Below are 16,140 nucleotides of genomic sequence, written 5' to 3'. Positions count from 1 at the left end.
CACCCGACGGTGCGGCCCACGAACGAGGAGAACCGGTGACCGACGGTGGTCTGAAGCAGAAGGTGGCGCGGCTGCGCCAGGCGTACGCGCCGCACGAGCACCGACCGCTGGGCGGCTACCTGGCGGCGATGGGCACGTACGCCGGGGTGACCGCCTCCATCGCGGCGCTGGTGAAGGCGACCGGCCGGCCGGTGCCCGAACGGCCCTCCCCGGGTGACGTGGTGCTGCTCGCCGTCGCCACCCACAAGCTGAGCCGGCTGCTGTCCAAGGACGCGGTGACCAGCCCGCTGCGGGCCCCGTTCACCCGCTACGACCGGCCGATCGGCAGCGGCGAGGTGATGGAACAGGTCCGCGACCAGGGCAGCTCCACCCGGCACGCGATCGGTGAGCTGCTGAGCTGCCCGTTCTGCCTGGCCGTCTGGGTGGCCACCGGGCTCACCGGCGGCCTGGTGCTGGCCCCCCGGCTGACCCGGCTGGTGGCGACCGCGCTGACCGCCGTCGCCGCGTCCGACTTCCTCCAGATGGGGTACGCGGTGGCGCAGCAGGCCGCCGAGGGTGGGCGGCACGACGAGGGGTGACCCGTACGCGGAAGGGGCCGGCGGATCGTGTCCGCCGGCCCCTTTCCGTCATCCGTCGCCGCCCGCTCAGGTGGGGGTGGTGCCGTGGTCCTCGCCGGCCCAGCCGCGCGACGCCTCCGGTTCCCGCTCGTCGGCGTCCGCGCCGGTGATCACGTCGCGGTCGACCGCCGTCTTGTCGTGCTCGTTGGCGAAGTCCGGTTCGGGCAGGGTGTCCAGCCCCTCGGGGGGTTGGCCGAGGGCGGGCATCCGCTCGTGGTGTTCTGTCTGGTCGGACATCTCGATCTCCTCTCGCCGGCGTCGCCGGTCAGCCCGCCGACCCGCCCAGCAGGTCGGCCACCTCGTCGACCGCGTACTCCCCCTCGGGGAGGGCGGCGACCCGGGTGAGCAGCTCCGCCGGCAGGTCCGCCCCCACCGCCGAGCGGTAGATGTCGGCCTGGCTGAGCCGTTCCTGGCCGTGGTAGATCTCATCCAGCAGCTCGTCGAGCTGCCGGAGGTCCGGCTGGGCGGTCCCGGGCAGGTCGTCGGGCGTGGCTGCGTCGTCGGTCACCCCGCCCTGCTACCCGGGGCCGAAACGGTCAAACCCGTCAGGCCGGGGTGGGCAGGGCGGCCCGGCGGGCCCGCACCGCGACGGCGAGCCGCTCCAGCACCTCTGCCGTGGTGTCCCAGCCGATGCAGGCGTCGGTGACCGACCGGCCGTAGGTCAGCTCCCGGGTCGGGTCGAGATCCTGGCGGCCCTCCAGCAGGAAACTCTCCAGCATGATGCCGACGATGCCGCGCTGCCCGGCGGCGAGCTGGGCGGCCACGTCGTCGGCCACCCTGGGCTGGTTGCGGTGGTCCTTGCCGCTGTTGGCGTGGCTGGCGTCGACCACCAGCCGCTCCGGCAGCCCGGCCGCCCGCAGTAGTTCCAACGCCCCGGCCACCGATTCGGCGTCGTAGTTGGGGCGGCCCCCGCCGCCGCGCAGCACCAGGTGCCCGTCGGCGTTGCCCCGGGTGTGCATGATCGCCGGGGTGCCCGAGACGTCGATGCCGGGGAAGACGTGCGGTACCCCGGCGGCCCGGATCGCGTCCACGGCGGTGCCGATGCTGCCGTCGGGGCGGTTCTTCATGCCGATCGGCATGGACAGGCCGGAGGCGAGCTGCCGGTGCACCTGGCTCTCCACCGTCCGGGCACCGATCGCGCCCCAGGCCACCGTGTCGGCGATGTACTGCGGGGTGATCGGGTCGAGGAACTCGCAGCCCACCGGGAGCCCCAGCCGGACCACGTCGCGCAGCAGCGCCCGCGCGGTGCGCAGGCCGGTGTTCACGTCGCCGGAACCGTCGAGCGCCGGATCGTTGATCAGGCCCTTCCAGCCGACCGTGGAGCGCGGCTTCTCGAAGTAGACCCGCATCACCACCAGCAGGTCGTCGGCGTGCCGGTCGGCGGCGGCGCGCAGCAGGTGCGCGTACTCCAGCGCCGCCGCCGGGTCGTGCACCGAGCACGGGCCGACCACCACCAGCAGACGGTCGTCGGCGCGGTCGAGCACCCGGCCGACGTCGCGCCGGCCGGCCAGCACGGCCGAGGCCAGCGGCGGGTCCAGGGGCAGCTCGTGCAGGAGCAGGGCGGGGGTGGTCAGCGGCACGACACGGTCGATCCGTTGGTCGATGACCGCGCCGTTGTCCGGGGTGGGCCCGTTGTCCGGGGTCGTCACGGTGGGAGTCCTTCCGCCGACCGTGCCCGGGGCCGGTGCCCGGGTCGAGCCGGCTGCTCGTAAACAGAAGGGCAGGAAGCTCGAAGGCTCCTGCCCGGCCGGCTCGAAACGCGGTGACGTCAGCTCATGGTGAGGTCACCGGCTCCGCAGCCGGCTGCCTAAACCATGGATACGTACGCGTCACGCCGGTAAGCGTACCCGAGGCGGAGGCAAGGACTCATCCGCCCGTCGGCCAACCCTCGCCTGACGTTCATCTCCGTCACTGCCACCGTCGGTAACTTCGGCGGCACCGCTCGCATCCCCCGGAGGTTCCGATGGACCGTCGTACCGTCCTGCGCGCCACCGTCGCCGGTGGGGCCGCCGTCTTCGCCGGCAGCCTCTGGTCCGGCGTCGCGTCGGCCGCACCGGCCCAACCCGGCACCGGTCCGGCACCAACCAGAACTGCGCCGGTGGCGCGATGCCGTGGGGCACCTGGCTCTCCTGCGAGGAGACCAGCCGGGGCTTCGTCTACGAGACCTACCCGCAGGGCGGCACCGCCGCGGTGCAGCGCCCGGCGCTGGGCCGGTTCAAGCACGAGGCGGCGGCCGACCCGGTCCGCCAGGTGGTCTACCTGACCGAGGACGAGACCGACGGTTGCTTCTACCGGTTCCGCCCCACCGTGTGGGGTGACCTCTCCGCAGGCACCCTGGAGGTGCTGGTCGCCGGCACCGCCACCAGCGGCGCGGTGAGCTGGGCCCGGGTGCCCGACCCGGACGGCTCGCCGACGGCGACCCGCAACCAGGTCGCCGGGGCGAAGCGGTTCACCGGCGGCGAGGGCTGCTGGTACGCCGACGGCACCTGCTGGTTCACCACCAAGGGCGACAACCGGGTCTGGGCGTACGACGCGGTCGGCCAGCGCATCGACCTGGCGTACGACGACTCGCTGGTGACCGGCGGCACCGCCCCGCTGACCGGGGTGGACAACATCACCGGCACCCGCTCCGGTGACCTCTACGTCGCCGAGGACGGCGGCGACATGGAGATCAACCTGATCACCCCGACCGGGGTGGTGACGCCGTTCCTGCGGATCACCGGGCAGTCCTCGTCGGAGATCACCGGCCCGGCGTTCTCCCCGGACGGCAGCCGGCTCTACTTCTCCTCCCAGCGTGGCACGGCCGGGATCTCCGCCGGGGGCATCACCTACGAGGTGCGCGGCCCGTTCCGCTGACCCGGTGGGTCGGCGGCGGTGGGTCGGCGTGACGGGCGGGGCGGCTGGGTAACAGGATGCGCATGACCCACGAGCAGAGCGATCAGGACCGGGTGGAGTCCCGGGCCCACCTGCTGCCCGAGGAGGCAGCGGTCGGCAGCGACGACCCGCAGGCCCAGGCCGAGGCGATCCTCGCCGAGTCGGACCTCCGCGAGGCCGACCAGGGGGCCGCCCCCGACACGGTGCTGGAGCACCGCACCTCCGAAGAGACCGTCCCCCCGATCGAACCCCCCGACTGACCCGTCCCGACCGCTGACCCGCAGGCCCCGGTGGCGACACGTCGCCACCGGGGCGTGGAGATCGGATAGCGTCGGGTCATGCCCGACAGCGGTTACCCCTGGCCCATCGAGACGACCCGACTGGACAACGGCCTGCGCGTGGTGGTGAGCGAGGACCGCACCGCACCGGCGGTCGCGGTCAACCTGTGGTACGACGTGGGCTCCCGGCACGAGCCGACGGGACAGACCGGCTTCGCCCACCTCTTCGAGCACCTGATGTTCGAGGGCTCAGTCAACGTCGCCAAGACCGAACACATGAAACTGATCCAGGGCGCCGGTGGCTCGCTCAACGCCACCACCAACCCGGACCGGACGAACTACTTCGAGACCGTCCCGGCCGAACACCTGGAACTGGCCCTGTGGCTGGAGGCCGACCGGATGGGCGGGCTGGTCCCCGCGCTCACCCAGGAGACGCTGGACAACCAGCGGGACGTGGTCAAGAACGAGCGGCGGCAACGCTACGAGAACGTCCCGTACGGCGACGCCTGGCTGCGGCTGCTCCCGCTGCTCTACCCGCCGGGGCACCCGTACCACCACGCGACGATCGGGTCGATGGCCGACCTGAACGCCGCCGACCTGGGCACCTTCCAGGCGTTCCACCAGACGTACTACGCGCCCGACAACGCCGTGCTGACCGTGGTCGGCGACGCCACCGCCGCCGAGGTGTTCACGCTGGCGCAGCGGTACTTCGGGGCGATCCCGGCCCGCGGTGACATCCCCGCCGCACCGGACGGGCACACCGTCGCCGGCACCGGCCGACCCGTCGTCGAGACGGTCACCGCCGACGTGCCGGCCGCCCGGGTCTACGTCGCGCACCGCACCCACCCGTTCGGCAGCCCCGGCTACGACGTGGCCACGGTGGCCGTCACGGTGCTCGGCAGCGGCCGGGGCAGCCGGCTCTACCAGCGCCTCGCCGACGGCGAACGGCTCGCCCAACCCGACCTGGTCGGGGCGTACGGGGTGGACCTGGCGCACGCCCCGGCACCGGTGATCGCCACCGCCACCGCCCGCCCCGGGGTGAGCGCCGAACAGCTCGCCGCCGGGGTCGCCGAGGTGGTCGACGAACTCGCCACCGTGCCGGTCACCGCCGCCGAACTCGACCGGGCCAAGGCGCTGCTCAGCACCGCCTGGTGGCGGCAGATGTCCACCGTGGACGGCCGGGCCGACGCGCTCGGTCGGTACGCCACCCAGTTCGGCGACCCGGCGAAGACCGCCGACCGGCTGCCCGGCTGGCTGTCGGTGACCGCCGGGCAGATCGCCGAGCTGGCCGCCGACCTGCTCACCCCCGCCGACCGGGTGACCCTGACCTACCTGCCGGAGGAGACCCGATGACGCTGATCACCACCCGGCCGGGTCCGGGCACCGCCCGCCCGTACCGGTTCCCGACCGTGGTCCGGCGGGACGTCGCCGGTGGCCGGGTGGTCGCCGCGCACCTGCCCGGCCAGAACCTCGCCGTCGCGCTGCTGCTGCTCGACGCGGGCGCCGGCCGGGAACCGGTGGGCAAGGAGGGTCTCGGTGCGGTGCTGGCCAAGGCGCTGGAGGAGGGCACCGCGCAGCGGGACGCCACCGGGTACGCCCTCGCCGTCGAGGGCCTCGGCACCGAACTGGCCACCGGGCTGGACTGGGACAGCTTCCAGGTCAGCGTCCAGGTGCCGGTGGACCGCCTCGGTGCGGCGGTGGAACTGCTCGCCGAGGCGGTACGGACGCCCCGGCTCGACCCCGACGACGTGCGCCGGGTCCGCGACGACGAGGCGACCGCGCTGCGGATGGACTGGGCCAACCCCGGCCCGCGCGCCGACGCGGTGCTGCGCGCCGACCTGTTCGGCGCGGACAACAGGTGGGGCCGCCCGCTCTACGGCGACCCCGGCTCAGTGGCCGGGCTCGACGTGGAGGACGTCACCGTCTTCCACTCCGAGTGGTTCCTGCGCCCCGGCACCCTGATCGTCGCCGGTGACCTGGACCGCCTCGACCTGGACGCGTTGGGCGCGGCGGCGTTCGCCGGCACCGGCGGCGGCCCCGCCGAGCGGGGCGGCCCGATCGAGGTGCCGCTGCCCGCCGGCCGGCGGATCATCCTGGTGGACCGGCCCGGGTCGGTGCAGTCCACGCTGCGGCTGGGCCACCCGGCACCGCACCGCGCCCACCCCGACCACGTGCCGATGACGCTCGCCGGCACCGTGCTGGGCGGGGCGTTCACCTCCCGGCTCAACCACCTGATCCGCGAGGTACGCGGCTACACGTACGGCATCCGGGGCGACTTCGCCTCGTCCCGCCGGTTCGGCCGGTTCGCGGTCAGCTCCGGCGTGCAGACGGCGGTGACCGCGCCGGCCCTGGTCGAGGCGGTCGGCGAGATCAGCCGTACCCGGGCCGGCGGGGTGACCGAGGACGAGCTGGCGGTGGCCCGGTCCTGGCGGGCCGGGCAGCTCTCGGTCGAGTTGCAGAGCCCCCGGGCGATCGCCTCGGCGTTGACCACCCTGGTCGTGCACGACCTGCCCGACGACTACCACGCCCGGCTGCGGGAGGCGCTGCTCGCCGCCGACGTCGAGCAGGTGTCGGCCGCCGCCGCCACCCACCTGCACCCGGAGGCGCTGACCCTGGTCGTCGAGGGCGACGCGGCGGCGATCCGGGACGAGCTGGTCGCCTCCGGGCTCGGCGAGGTGACCGACCACGTCGGCTGACCGGCGTCGGCGCGACCGGGGCGGTGTGATTCCGGTCGCGCCGCCCCGGGAGCGCCGGGTCGGACCGGCGGTGCGGATGCTGCGGCCGGACGGCCCGGCCACGGCCGATCTTCCGGGGCGTCGGGGCGTACCGTCGGGGGTTTCCGGTAGGGCGACCGGCACGGGCGGTGACCGGACGGGCGGGCCGTGACCCGGGCGGTGGGAAAGGCTTCCCGGTGTGGGCCTGCGGCTGGGTAGCCTCGCGGGCATGAGGATCGGCATTGTGGGAGCCACCGGCCAGGTCGGTGGGGTCATGCGGCAGGTGTTGGCGGAACGCGAGTTCCCGGCGGAGCAGGTGCGGTTGTTCGCCTCGGCCCGGTCGGCCGGGCGTGCCCTGCCCTGGCGGGACGGCGAGGTCACCGTGGAGGACGCGGCCACGGCCGACTACTCCGGGCTGGACATCGTGCTGTTCTCCGCCGGCAAGGGCACCGCGAAGGAGTTGGCCCCCCGGGTCGCCGCGACCGGCGCCGTGGTGATCGACAACTCGTCGGCGTTCCGTACCGACCCGCAGGTGCCACTGGTCGTCGCCGAGGTCAACCCGCACGCCCTGGCCGACCGGCCGAAGGGCATCGTCGCCAACCCGAACTGCACCACGATGGCCGCGATGCCGGTGCTGCGTCCGCTGCACGACGAGGCCGGCCTGGTCAGCCTGGTCGTCGCCACCTACCAGGCGGTCTCCGGGGCCGGCCTGGCCGGTGTCGCCGAGCTGGACGAGCAGGTCCGCAAGGTCGTCGAGGGGGCCACCGCGTTGACCCACGACGGGTCGGCCGTCGAGTTCCCCGCGCCGCGCTCGTTCGCCCGGCCGATCGCCTTCAACGTGCTCCCGCTGGCCGGTTCGATCGTCGACGACGGCTCGTTCGAGACCGACGAGGAGCAGAAGCTGCGCAACGAGAGCCGCAAGATCCTGGAGATCCCCGAGCTGAAGGTCTCCGGCACCTGCGTCCGGGTGCCCGTGTTCACCGGCCACTCGTTGCAGATCAACGCCCGGTTCGCCAGGCCGATCACCCCGCAGCGGGCCCGGGAACTGCTCGACGGCGCGCCGGGGGTGGCGCTGTCGGACGTCCCGACGCCGTTGCAGGCGGCCGGCCAGGACCCGACGTACGTCGGTCGGCTGCGCGCCGACGAGACCGTCGAGCACGGCCTCGCGCTGTTCTGCGCCAACGACAACCTGCGCAAGGGTGCCGCGCTGAACGCCGTGCAGCTCGCCGAGCTGGTCGCCGCCGAACTGCGCTGAGCGGGGTGTTACCTGCTCGGGGCCGGCGGGTAGACCGCCGTGCCGACACCGAGAGGGGAGCACCATGACAACGGTCGGAGAGTTCATGACGACCCGGTTGGTGACGATGGACGGCAACGACACCCTCGCCGCCGCCGCGCAGGAGATGCGGGACAGCGCGATCGGCGACGTGGTGGTGACCAGCGGCGACGACGTCGTCGGAATCGTGACGGACCGGGACATCACCGTCCGAGGCGTCGCCGAGGACCTCGACCCGAACCGCACCCGGCTCCAGGAGATCACCAGCCGGGACGTCATCACGATCAGCCAGTACGACGACGCGGTCGCCGCCGCCGAGCTGATGCGCACCTACGCCGTACGCCGGCTGCCGGTGGTCGACGACGGTCGGCTGGTGGGCCTGGTGTCGGTGGGTGACCTCGCGGTGGAACGGGAACCCCAGTCGGTGCTCGCGGACATCAGCGCCGACGACCCCAACAACTGACGTCCGCCCCACCGACGCCGGCCCCCGGAACTCGTCCGGGGGCCGGCGTCGTCGTGCGCACCGGTCGGGTTCACCCGATCCGGGCGAGGTTGACGCCGGGCGGGGCGGGGACCCCGTGCGGGTACCGGCAGATCGAGGCGACGACGGGGGAGAGGGCCCGATGGTGGACGCGACCACGAGGTTCTTCGAGAGCCTGAACCGGCGGGATCACGAGCCGCTGCTGGACAAGGCGGCCGGGACACTGCGTTTCGATCTGCACGAGGGGGCGCAGACCACCCACTGGCTGCTACGGGTGGACCGGGGGAAGCTCACGGTCAGCCAGGAGGACCGGGAGGCCGACACCGTCATCGGCACCACGCCGGCGCTGTTCGAGGAGATCGCCGCGGGGCGGGAGAACGGCCTGGCGGCGGTGCTGCGCGGCGACATGACGGTGACCGGTGACGCCCGGCTGGTGGTGCAGATCGAACGGATCTTCCCCGGTTCCCCGGACGCGCAGGGGCCGCGCCGGCTCCACCATCGGGAGGTGCGGTGATGGGACAGAGCAACACGATCCGGATCCTGGACGGCAACACGTTCGTCGTCTCCGAGGAGACCGGTGACATCGAGGCGACGCCGACCGAGCCGACCGGGCTGTTCTCCCTGGACATGCGGTTCCTGTCCCGTTGGGTGCTGACCATCAACGGGGAACGGCTCAACGCGTTGTCCTACGACGACCTCCAGTACTACGAGGCGCGGTTCTTCCTGGTGCCGGGGATGGCCACCCACTACGTCGACGCCAAGCTGTCGATCATCCGGGAGCGCGCGGTCGGCGGCAGCTTCCGCGAGAAGCTGACCATCCTCAACCACGACGAGAAGGCGGTCGACCTGGAGATCCGGATGGACGCCGGGGCCGACTTCGCCGACCTCTTCCAGGTCAAGGACGAGATCCTGAACAAGAAGGGCGAGCTGTACGCCGAGGCCGGGTCCGACCGGCTGCGGCTGGGCTACCGGCGGGGCAACTTCGTGCGGGAGACGGTCATCTCGTCGTCCCGGCCGGCCCGCTACGACCGCAACGGGTTCGCGTACTCGGTGCACCTGGAGCCCAACGAGCAGTGGAACGCCGAGATCGACGTGCAGACCTTCGCGGTCGGCCCCGGGGGGCGTGACCTGCGGCTCGGGGTGACGGCGCACGGCCACGAACGGCTCGCCCTCCAGCACGACCTCCAGGAGTGGATCGCCAAGGCCCCCAAGGTCAACAGTGAGCACGACCGGGTGGCCGCCACCTACCGGCGCAGCCTGATCGACCTGGCGGCGCTGCGGTTCGCGCCGCTGTCGCTGGGCGGCCAGACCCTGCCCGCCGCCGGCCTGCCCTGGTTCATGACCATGTTCGGCCGGGACAGCATCCTGACCTGCCTGCAGGTGTTGCCGTTCGCCCCGGAGCTGTCCAAGACCACGCTGCGCATCCTGGCGTCGCTGCAGGGCAGCCGGTTCGACGACTTCCGCGACGAGGACCCGGGCCGCATCCTGCACGAGATGCGCTACGGCGAGACGGCCGCGTTCGAGGAGCAGCCGCACTCGCCGTACTACGGCTCGGTGGACGCCACCCCGCTGTTCGTCGTCCTGCTCGACGAGTACGAGCGGTGGAGCGGTGACGTCGCCCTGGTCAAGGAGTTGGAACGGGAGTGCCGGGCCGCGCTGAAGTGGATCGACGACTACGCCGACCTGGCCGGAAACGGCTACATCTGGTACGAGCGGCGCAACACCGAGACCGGCCTGGAGAACCAGTGCTGGAAGGACTCCTGGGACTCCATCTCGTACGCCGACGGCAGCCTGCCGCCGTTCCCCCGGGCCACCTGCGAGGTGCAGGGGTACGCGTACGACGCCAAGCTGCGGGCGGCCCGGATGGCCCGGGAGTTCTGGGGTGACCCGGCGTTCGCCGACCGGCTGGAGCAGGAGGCGGCGGCGCTCAAGGAGCGCTTCAACCGGGACTGGTGGGTGGCCGACGGGGAGTTCTACGCGCTGGCCCTCGACCCGGACGGCCGGCAGTGCGACGTGCTCAGCTCCAACATCGGGCACCTGCTGTGGAGCGGGATCGTCGACCACGACCGGGCCGAGAAGATCGCCAGGCACATGGTCGGGCCCCGGCTGTTCACCGGTTGGGGCGTGCGCACCCTCGCCGAGGGGGAGGTGCGGTACAACCCGATCGGCTACCACAACGGCACCATCTGGCCGTTCGACAACTCGTTCATCGCCTGGGGGCTGCGGCGGTACGGCTTCGCCGAGGAGGCCGCCACCATCGCCAGCGGCATCCTCGACGCGGCGACGTACTTCGACGGGCGGCTGCCCGAGGCGTTCGGCGGCTACCCCCGGGAGCAGACCAAGTTCCCGGTCGAGTACCCGACGGCGTGCAGCCCGCAGGCCTGGTCGACGGGGGCGCCGCTGCTGCTGCTGCGCACCATGCTCGGGTTGGAGCCGCACGAGGGGCACCTGGCGGTGGAGCCGGTGCTGCCGGTCGGGATGGGACGCATCGAGGTGTTGGACATCCCGGGCCGCTGGGGACGGGTGGACGCCTTCGCCCGGGGCCGCCTCGATCTGCACCAACTGGCCGACTGACGGTGCGTCGGGCGGGCGCCACGGTGGGTCGAATCCGCCCCACGGCCGGGTAACCTACGCGGGGTAAAGTACGTGGATGCCGGAACTCGTGTACCCGCCCGTGATCGCCACCGCCAAGACGCTGTTCCGGGTCCTCGACCTGCGCCTGACCGTCGACGGTGACCACCACGTCCCGCGTACCGGTGGGGCGGTGCTGGCCAGCAACCACGTCAGCTACCTCGATTTCATCTTCTGCGGGTACGGGGCGCACCCGTCCCGGCGGCTGGTGCGGTTCATGGCCAAGCACGACGTCTTCGCGCACAAGGTGTCCGGCCCGCTGATGCGCGGCATGAAGCACATCCCGGTGAACCGGGCGGCGGGGGTCGGCTCGTACAACACGGCGGTGGACGCGCTGCGGCGCGGCGAGGTGGTGGGCGTCTTCCCCGAGGCGACGATCAGCCGCTCGTTCACGGTGAAGGAGCTGAAGAGCGGGGCGGCCCGGATGGCGCAGGCGGCGGAGGTGCCGCTGGTGCCGGTGGCGCTGTGGGGGACGCAGCGGCTCTGGACCAAGGGCCGGCCGAAGACGCTGACCCGGCGGCACACCCCGATCACCATCCTGCTGGGCGAGCCGATGGACCCGGCGGCGTACCCGGACGCCAACACGATGACGGCGGAGCTGAAGACCCGGCTGACCGCGCTCGTCGACCGGGCCCAGCAGGAGTACCCCGACAAGCCGGCCGGCCCGGACGACTCCTGGTGGCAGCCGGCGCACCTGGGCGGCACCGCGCCCACCCTCCAGGAGGCAGCCGAGCTGGACCGCCGCCCCCGCCGCTCGACCGCATCCTGACGTTCGTTCCCGTCGTCGTGCCCGCTGCTTGCTGCCCGCTGCCCGCTGCACGCTGCGTGCTCGGCTCCCGGTCGGGGGCGGAGCGGGCATTTCTGGAATTTCGGGCGCGGCTGGAGTGTCGGGCGGCCTGGTGCTCCTGCCCGGCGGCGGGGACAGGATGGTGGGTTCGCATCCTTTCGACCTGATGACGTGAGCGATTCAGGGGTGCCCGGTCCGATGTCGGCCCACGGGGAACGGCCGTCCTGAGAAACGGCCGTCCCGGGGAATAGCCGTCCCGGGGAATAGCCGTCCCGGGGAACGGCCGTCCCGGGTGATTCGTCGACGTCATCAGGTCGAAAGGACGCTGAGGGGTATACCTACCCAGGCCGCCGGTCCGCGCCGTCCGCGCCCCGACTGCGCGCCTCCGCGCGCTGACCCGCGTCGCGCTCCACGCCCTGATCCGCGTCGCGACCAGGGCCGCGCCTCCGCGCCGCGATCAGCGACCTGCCGGTCGGGGCGGTCTCAGCTGCCGACCGCGTCGCGACTACTACCGGGTTCGGGAACCCGGTAGTAGTCGTCGCGGGAGAGGAACTCCACCGGCAGCGACCCGGGCAGGGTCACCCGCGCCTCACCGGTCAGCGGCGGGGCGGTCGCCCGGCGGATGAGCACGTCGCGCTCCGGCGGTGCCAGCTCGACCAGCTCGGGGTGGGTGACCCGGAAGCAGGCCACCGTCCGGCGGATCAGCCGGGCCAGCTCGGTCACCGGGCCCACCGCGCCGCCCAGCGCCAGGGCCGGCTGCTGGATCGTCCGCAGCGCGTCGCAGACCACCAGCAGTTCCGCCTCGGCGGTGCCCTGTGCCGTGGGCCGGCCGGTGGTACGCAGCTCCAGCCGGGACGGCCACTGCCAGCGAACCTGCCCGCTGACCAGGCGCGGCAGCCGGACGTTGCGCCGGTGCCGGACCCCCGTCGCGTCGATCTTCCCGGCGACCAGGGCCAGGTCGCCGGCGAGGCAGACGTAGGCGAGCCGGCGGTCGGTGACGGTGATCGAGGCGGGGCCGGGCAGCACCCAGTGCCGCCGGGCCCCGGTCGGGCTGATCAGGCAGCCGGCCACCGACGTCGGATACCGGCCGAGCACCCGTTCGCCGGGCTCGGGGACGAGTTCGTAACGCCTGTCGAGCACGGGAGCGGAATCGTTCTCCGGCGCATCGAACCGGTGCGGTGCGATGAAGAACGGGGACATGTTCTCGCGCATCGTCACGACCTCCCCCGCGCAGTGGTCTTCTGGCGTCCAGCCTCGCCGAGGCGTGACGGGCTGTCATGACACCCGTTAGGGGGTCGGCCGGTCGTACGACGCCTGCGACCGGTAGATGCCGATCTCCTCCGGCCGGATGAGACCGTCCTCGATCGCCCGGGCCAGTAACGCCGCCTTCGTGGCGGCCGGTCTACCCGCCCGGGTGTACTTGATCCGGGCCCGGTCCACATACTGTTTGACGGTGTGCTCGCTGATCTGCATCCGGCGGGCCACCGACGCCTTCGACATCGACTGGAACCACAGCAGCAGCGCTTCCCGCTCCTTGTCCGACAGGGCCGGACGGTCCGGGCGCGGATCGCCCACCATCGCCCCGGCCAGGGCCGGCGGCACGTACGGGCGGTCGCTGGCGGCGGCCAGCACCGTGGCCACGCAGTGTTCCCGCCCCTCGTGCTTGGCCAGGAAGGCGGTCGCCCCGGCGTCGAGCGCGGTGAGCATGGTCGCCGGGTCGGTGTGCTCGGAGTAGACCACCACCCGCCGGCCGTCGGCGCTCAGCTCGGCCAGCTTGTCCAGCACCATCCGCCCGCGCAGCCGCAGATCCAGCAGGATCACGTCGGCCTCCGGGGCGGCCCGCAGCACCAGGTCCGGGTCGTCGCCGGTGGCGAGCACCCGCAGCCGGGGCTCGGTGGACAGCCAGGCCCGCACACCGTCGATCACCACCGGATGGTCGTCGACTATCGACACACCGACCGGGCGCTCCCCGCTCATGGCCTGCGCCATCGGGTCTGCGTCCACCTGATCTCCCCGTCCCGCTCATGTACGTGTTCCACCTGGTCGTCGTCGCCGGCCCGGGGGGCCGGCGGATCGGCCGCCTCCGGGCCCTGCCCGTCCGGGGTGACCAGACTGACCGCCACCTCGTCGGGGCCGGCCACCACGGTCAGCCGGGCCCAACCAGTGGCATCGGCCAGGGCGGCGGCCAGCGGGTCGGCCAGCCGTCGACGGACCTCCACGGGCAGCGGCGGCGGCGTGCCGATGGCGATCAGCTCGATCGGCAGCCCGTTGCGTTCGGCCAGGTCGGCGGCGGCCCGCAACTCGTGCAACAACGGGTCCGGCACGTCGTCGGACTCGGCGATCAGGCGACGTAGCCGGGTCGCGGCGAGCACGCACCGCCGTTGCACGAACGGGTCGCCCGGGTCGGCGCGACCGTCGGCCAGTTCCGCCAACACCTGCTCGGCGGCACCGCCGACCAGCGCCAGCCGGGCCCGCCGGTCCGCCCAGGCCCGTTCGGCGGCGTCCCGTTCGGCGCGGACGGCGAGGGTCGCCGTGGCGGTGTCGGCGCGTTCCCGGGCGAGGGTGGCGATCACCGCCGCACCGGTGAAGACCGCCACCGGCAGCGACGAGGTGCCGTAGACGTACATCGTGAAGCGGGTCAGGTCGGCGGGGGCGGTCGCCCCGTGACCGACCAGCGCGGCGAGCGCGATCGCCGCGTGCCCGGCCAGCAGGACGATCATCCAGCGGATCGGTCGACCCCAGAGCACCACCACGAAGAACCAGGCCAGCCCCGTCCATGCCCAGTTCGCGGCGGCGAAGAGCTGCTCCCGGCCGGCCGCCGCGAAGACCGCCGCGTCGACCGCCAGCAGGGCCGCCGCCAGTGGCAGCGCCGGTGGCGGCACGCCGCGCAGCAGCCGGTGTGCGGCGTACCCGCCGAGGGCACAGGTGGCCAGCCAGCCGGCCGCGACCACCGTGGGGGCGGCCAGCGTCGGCCAGGCGCCGAGCACCGCCGGCAGCCCGATCGCGAGGTGCCACACCAGGGCGATGGCGACCGCCGCGATCCGGGCCCCCCGGTCCGAGGCCCGGCCCACGTCCACCGCCGGGCCGTCGGCCGCCGCAGCGTCCGCCGTCCCGGGCACCGGCCGGGGTACGCGGACCGGCGCGGTCGCGCCGAGACCGGTGGTGTCGAGACCGTTCGCGCCGAGACGGTTCGCGCTGAGGTCGGTCGCGCTGAGGTCAGTCGACATGCGGCCACTCCAGCCTGATCCGGGTGCCCACGCCAGGGGCGGAAGTCACCACCGCCCGGCCGCCGACCTCGGCCATCCGGCCCCGGATCGACTCGCGTACCCCGTAGCGGTGCAGGGGGACGGCGGCCGGGTCGAAACCGGGACCGTCGTCGACCACCTCGACCACGATGCCGCCGTGGTCGCGGCCGAGCCGCACGGTCACGGCGGCGTCCGGCGCGTGCCGGGCCACGTTGGCCAGCGCGGCGGCGGTGGCGTCGACCAGGGCGGCGGTCACCCCCGACGGTGCCGCGCAGGGCGGCAGCGTGGCCGTCACCCGTAGCTGCGGGTGGGTGGCGAGCAGCGCGCGCAGGCCGGCGTCGACGTCGACCGGGCCGGTGTCGGCCGGCTCGCCCGCCGGGGCGGACCGGGCGTGCGCGAGGCGGACCAGGGTACGCAGGTCGGCGGCGGCCCGGTCCCGCAACGCCGCCGAGCCGGCCGGCAGGGCACCCAGCCCGACCATGGTGAGGGTGGCCAGGACGGTGTCGTGCAGGTCCCGGTTCTGCCGCCGTTCCACCTCGCGGGCCGTGCGGGCCAGCACCGCGTCCCGGCGCAGGCGCTGGAAGTCGGCGAAGGAGGTGTCGGCCCGGCCGATCCAGCGGCGCATCACCGCCGCCATCATCGCCGCGCAGGCCGTCTGCATGAGCAGGGTCGCCGCGTGCGCGCCGGCCTCGACCGTGTTGCCGGCGGCCGAGGTGCCGACCGCGTAGCCGGCGGTGACCAGCAGGCCCGCCGGCACCGACCAGCGGGCCGGTGCGGTGGCCTGCGCGTTGATCACGGTGGTGCTGGCCAGCACCGCGAGCCAGCTACCCTCGCCGGGCAGCACCTCCGGGGCGACCAGCACCGGGGCCAGCAGGCTCGCCGCGACGGTGACCGTGACGTCCCCGGCGACGAGCCCCGGGCCGATGCCGACCCGCAGGGCCCGCGCCGCGTACCACAGCGACCAGCCGGTGAGTGCGGCCACGGCGGCCAGCAGCAGCGGCACCCGCACCGGTGGGGTACGCACCGCGAGCGCGGTCACCGCACCGAACAGCCCGCAGGTCAGCCGCAGCAGTGCCGGCAGGGTGGTGAAGATGAGCTGGAGCGCGCCACCGGCCGGCCGCTCCAGTAACGACGGTGACGAGGTCGGAGCGGGTAGGGCCGACATCGGGGGGAGTGCGTCCTTCGGGCGGTGACCCGTCCGGGTCTGCTCGGCGGTGCATCGAAGCCGGAGAATAGCATG

General features: G+C 73.6%; 16 protein-coding genes and 1 pseudogene. 10 read left to right on the top strand and 7 right to left on the bottom strand.

Annotated elements, in window-relative coordinates; translation table 11 throughout:
- The first annotated feature begins 35 nt into the window (after positions 1-35).
- On the top strand, positions 36-578 hold the full coding sequence (locus tag ACN261_RS02755; RefSeq protein WP_421483820.1) for a DUF1360 domain-containing protein: 543 nt from the start codon (positions 36-38) through the stop codon (positions 576-578).
- Positions 579-644: 66 nt separating this feature from the next.
- Here ACN261_RS02755 and ACN261_RS02750 read toward each other — a convergent pair whose 3' ends face one another.
- From ACN261_RS02750 to ACN261_RS02740, 3 genes are read right to left on the bottom strand one after another with little or no spacing between them, the layout of a single operon-like run.
- Positions 645-854 (bottom strand): hypothetical protein, encoded by a 210-nt coding sequence (locus tag ACN261_RS02750; protein ID WP_421483819.1) that lies wholly within the window; start codon positions 852-854, stop codon positions 645-647.
- Positions 855-882: 28 nt separating this feature from the next.
- Entirely contained in the window at positions 883-1,125 is a 243-nt protein-coding gene (locus ACN261_RS02745) for a hypothetical protein (RefSeq protein WP_421483818.1), read from the bottom strand.
- 37 nt (positions 1,126-1,162) lie between these two features.
- Positions 1,163-2,266 carry a 3-deoxy-7-phosphoheptulonate synthase gene (locus tag ACN261_RS02740; RefSeq protein WP_421483817.1) on the bottom strand — a complete coding sequence of 368 codons (1,104 nt, stop codon included), beginning with the start codon at positions 2,264-2,266 and terminating at the stop codon, positions 1,163-1,165.
- 314 nt (positions 2,267-2,580) lie between these two features.
- On the opposite strand from ACN261_RS02740, the pseudogene ACN261_RS02735 reads away from it, so the two are divergent.
- The 9 genes and pseudogenes from ACN261_RS02735 to ACN261_RS02695 all read left to right on the top strand — a co-directional run bounded on the left by ACN261_RS02735 (position 2,581) and on the right by ACN261_RS02695 (position 11,637).
- Positions 2,581-3,473 (top strand): annotated as a pseudogene (locus tag ACN261_RS02735) (alkaline phosphatase PhoX).
- 62 nt (positions 3,474-3,535) lie between these two features.
- Complete coding sequence (locus tag ACN261_RS02730) at positions 3,536-3,751, top strand: hypothetical protein (protein WP_425848241.1); 216 nt, start codon at positions 3,536-3,538, stop codon at positions 3,749-3,751.
- 78 nt (positions 3,752-3,829) lie between these two features.
- Positions 3,830-5,122 carry a M16 family metallopeptidase gene (locus tag ACN261_RS02725; RefSeq protein ID WP_421483814.1) on the top strand — a complete coding sequence of 431 codons (1,293 nt, stop codon included), beginning with the start codon at positions 3,830-3,832 and terminating at the stop codon, positions 5,120-5,122.
- A complete protein-coding gene (locus ACN261_RS02720; protein ID WP_421483813.1) occupies positions 5,119-6,465 on the top strand; it encodes a M16 family metallopeptidase in 1,347 nt (448 codons plus the stop codon). The genes ACN261_RS02725 and ACN261_RS02720 overlap by 4 nt, the downstream gene beginning before the upstream one ends.
- Before the next feature lie 247 nt (positions 6,466-6,712).
- On the top strand, positions 6,713-7,738 hold the full coding sequence (locus tag ACN261_RS02715; protein WP_088642711.1) for an aspartate-semialdehyde dehydrogenase: 1,026 nt from the start codon (positions 6,713-6,715) through the stop codon (positions 7,736-7,738).
- A gap of 64 nt (positions 7,739-7,802) precedes the next feature.
- The gene (locus tag ACN261_RS02710; RefSeq protein WP_421483812.1) at positions 7,803-8,219 is read left to right on the top strand and encodes a CBS domain-containing protein; all 417 of its coding nucleotides are present in this window, start codon (positions 7,803-7,805) and stop codon (positions 8,217-8,219) included.
- A gap of 160 nt (positions 8,220-8,379) precedes the next feature.
- Positions 8,380-8,751 (top strand): SCP2 sterol-binding domain-containing protein, encoded by a 372-nt coding sequence (locus ACN261_RS02705; protein ID WP_421483811.1) that lies wholly within the window; start codon positions 8,380-8,382, stop codon positions 8,749-8,751.
- The gene (locus ACN261_RS02700) at positions 8,751-10,811 is read left to right on the top strand and encodes a glycogen debranching N-terminal domain-containing protein (protein WP_421483810.1); all 2,061 of its coding nucleotides are present in this window, start codon (positions 8,751-8,753) and stop codon (positions 10,809-10,811) included. The genes ACN261_RS02705 and ACN261_RS02700 overlap by 1 nt, the downstream gene beginning before the upstream one ends.
- Before the next feature lie 76 nt (positions 10,812-10,887).
- A complete protein-coding gene (locus tag ACN261_RS02695) occupies positions 10,888-11,637 on the top strand; it encodes a lysophospholipid acyltransferase family protein (RefSeq protein WP_421483809.1) in 750 nt (249 codons plus the stop codon).
- Positions 11,638-12,138: 501 nt separating this feature from the next.
- Here the strand turns inward: ACN261_RS02695 and ACN261_RS02690 are convergent.
- The 4 genes from ACN261_RS02690 to ACN261_RS02675 all read right to left on the bottom strand — a co-directional run bounded on the left by ACN261_RS02690 (position 12,139) and on the right by ACN261_RS02675 (position 16,065).
- On the bottom strand, positions 12,139-12,867 hold the full coding sequence (locus ACN261_RS02690; RefSeq protein WP_421483808.1) for a hypothetical protein: 729 nt from the start codon (positions 12,865-12,867) through the stop codon (positions 12,139-12,141).
- A 75-nt stretch (positions 12,868-12,942) separates the two neighbouring features.
- The gene (locus ACN261_RS02685) at positions 12,943-13,659 is read right to left on the bottom strand and encodes a response regulator (RefSeq protein ID WP_421483807.1); all 717 of its coding nucleotides are present in this window, start codon (positions 13,657-13,659) and stop codon (positions 12,943-12,945) included.
- Entirely contained in the window at positions 13,629-14,882 is a 1,254-nt protein-coding gene (locus ACN261_RS02680) for a hypothetical protein (RefSeq protein ID WP_425848233.1), read from the bottom strand. Before ACN261_RS02680 ends, ACN261_RS02685 begins: the two co-directional genes overlap by 31 nt.
- Positions 14,872-16,065 carry a sensor histidine kinase gene (locus ACN261_RS02675; protein ID WP_425848230.1) on the bottom strand — a complete coding sequence of 398 codons (1,194 nt, stop codon included), beginning with the start codon at positions 16,063-16,065 and terminating at the stop codon, positions 14,872-14,874. The genes ACN261_RS02680 and ACN261_RS02675 overlap by 11 nt, the downstream gene beginning before the upstream one ends.
- Positions 16,066-16,140 lie beyond the last annotated feature (75 nt).

Origin of the sequence: Micromonospora sp. WMMD723, assembly GCF_049863385.1 — a bacterium.
In the GTDB taxonomy this organism is placed as follows: Bacteria; Actinomycetota; Actinomycetes; order Mycobacteriales; family Micromonosporaceae; genus Micromonospora; species Micromonospora wenchangensis.
This window is presented reverse-complemented; position numbering and strand designations above follow the sequence as displayed.

Bases quoted from the DNA above. Each gene is read 5' to 3' on its own strand.
- ACN261_RS02720 (WP_421483813.1), top strand. From the start codon at position 5,119: ATGACGCTGATCACCACCCGGCCGGGTCCGGGCACCGCCCGCCCGTAC.
- ACN261_RS02690 (WP_421483808.1), bottom strand. From the start codon at position 12,867: ATGCGCGAGAACATGTCCCCGTTCTTCATCGCACCGCACCGGTTCGAT.
- ACN261_RS02710 (WP_421483812.1), top strand. From the start codon at position 7,803: ATGACAACGGTCGGAGAGTTCATGACGACCCGGTTGGTGACGATGGAC.
- ACN261_RS02695 (WP_421483809.1), top strand. From the start codon at position 10,888: ATGCCGGAACTCGTGTACCCGCCCGTGATCGCCACCGCCAAGACGCTG.
- ACN261_RS02725 (WP_421483814.1), top strand. From the start codon at position 3,830: ATGCCCGACAGCGGTTACCCCTGGCCCATCGAGACGACCCGACTGGAC.
- ACN261_RS02705 (WP_421483811.1), top strand. From the start codon at position 8,380: ATGGTGGACGCGACCACGAGGTTCTTCGAGAGCCTGAACCGGCGGGAT.
- ACN261_RS02730 (WP_425848241.1), top strand. From the start codon at position 3,536: ATGACCCACGAGCAGAGCGATCAGGACCGGGTGGAGTCCCGGGCCCAC.
- ACN261_RS02680 (WP_425848233.1), bottom strand. From the start codon at position 14,882: ATGTCGACTGACCTCAGCGCGACCGACCTCAGCGCGAACCGTCTCGGC.
- ACN261_RS02715 (WP_088642711.1), top strand. From the start codon at position 6,713: ATGAGGATCGGCATTGTGGGAGCCACCGGCCAGGTCGGTGGGGTCATG.
- ACN261_RS02750 (WP_421483819.1), bottom strand. From the start codon at position 854: ATGTCCGACCAGACAGAACACCACGAGCGGATGCCCGCCCTCGGCCAA.
- ACN261_RS02675 (WP_425848230.1), bottom strand. From the start codon at position 16,065: ATGTCGGCCCTACCCGCTCCGACCTCGTCACCGTCGTTACTGGAGCGG.
- ACN261_RS02700 (WP_421483810.1), top strand. From the start codon at position 8,751: ATGGGACAGAGCAACACGATCCGGATCCTGGACGGCAACACGTTCGTC.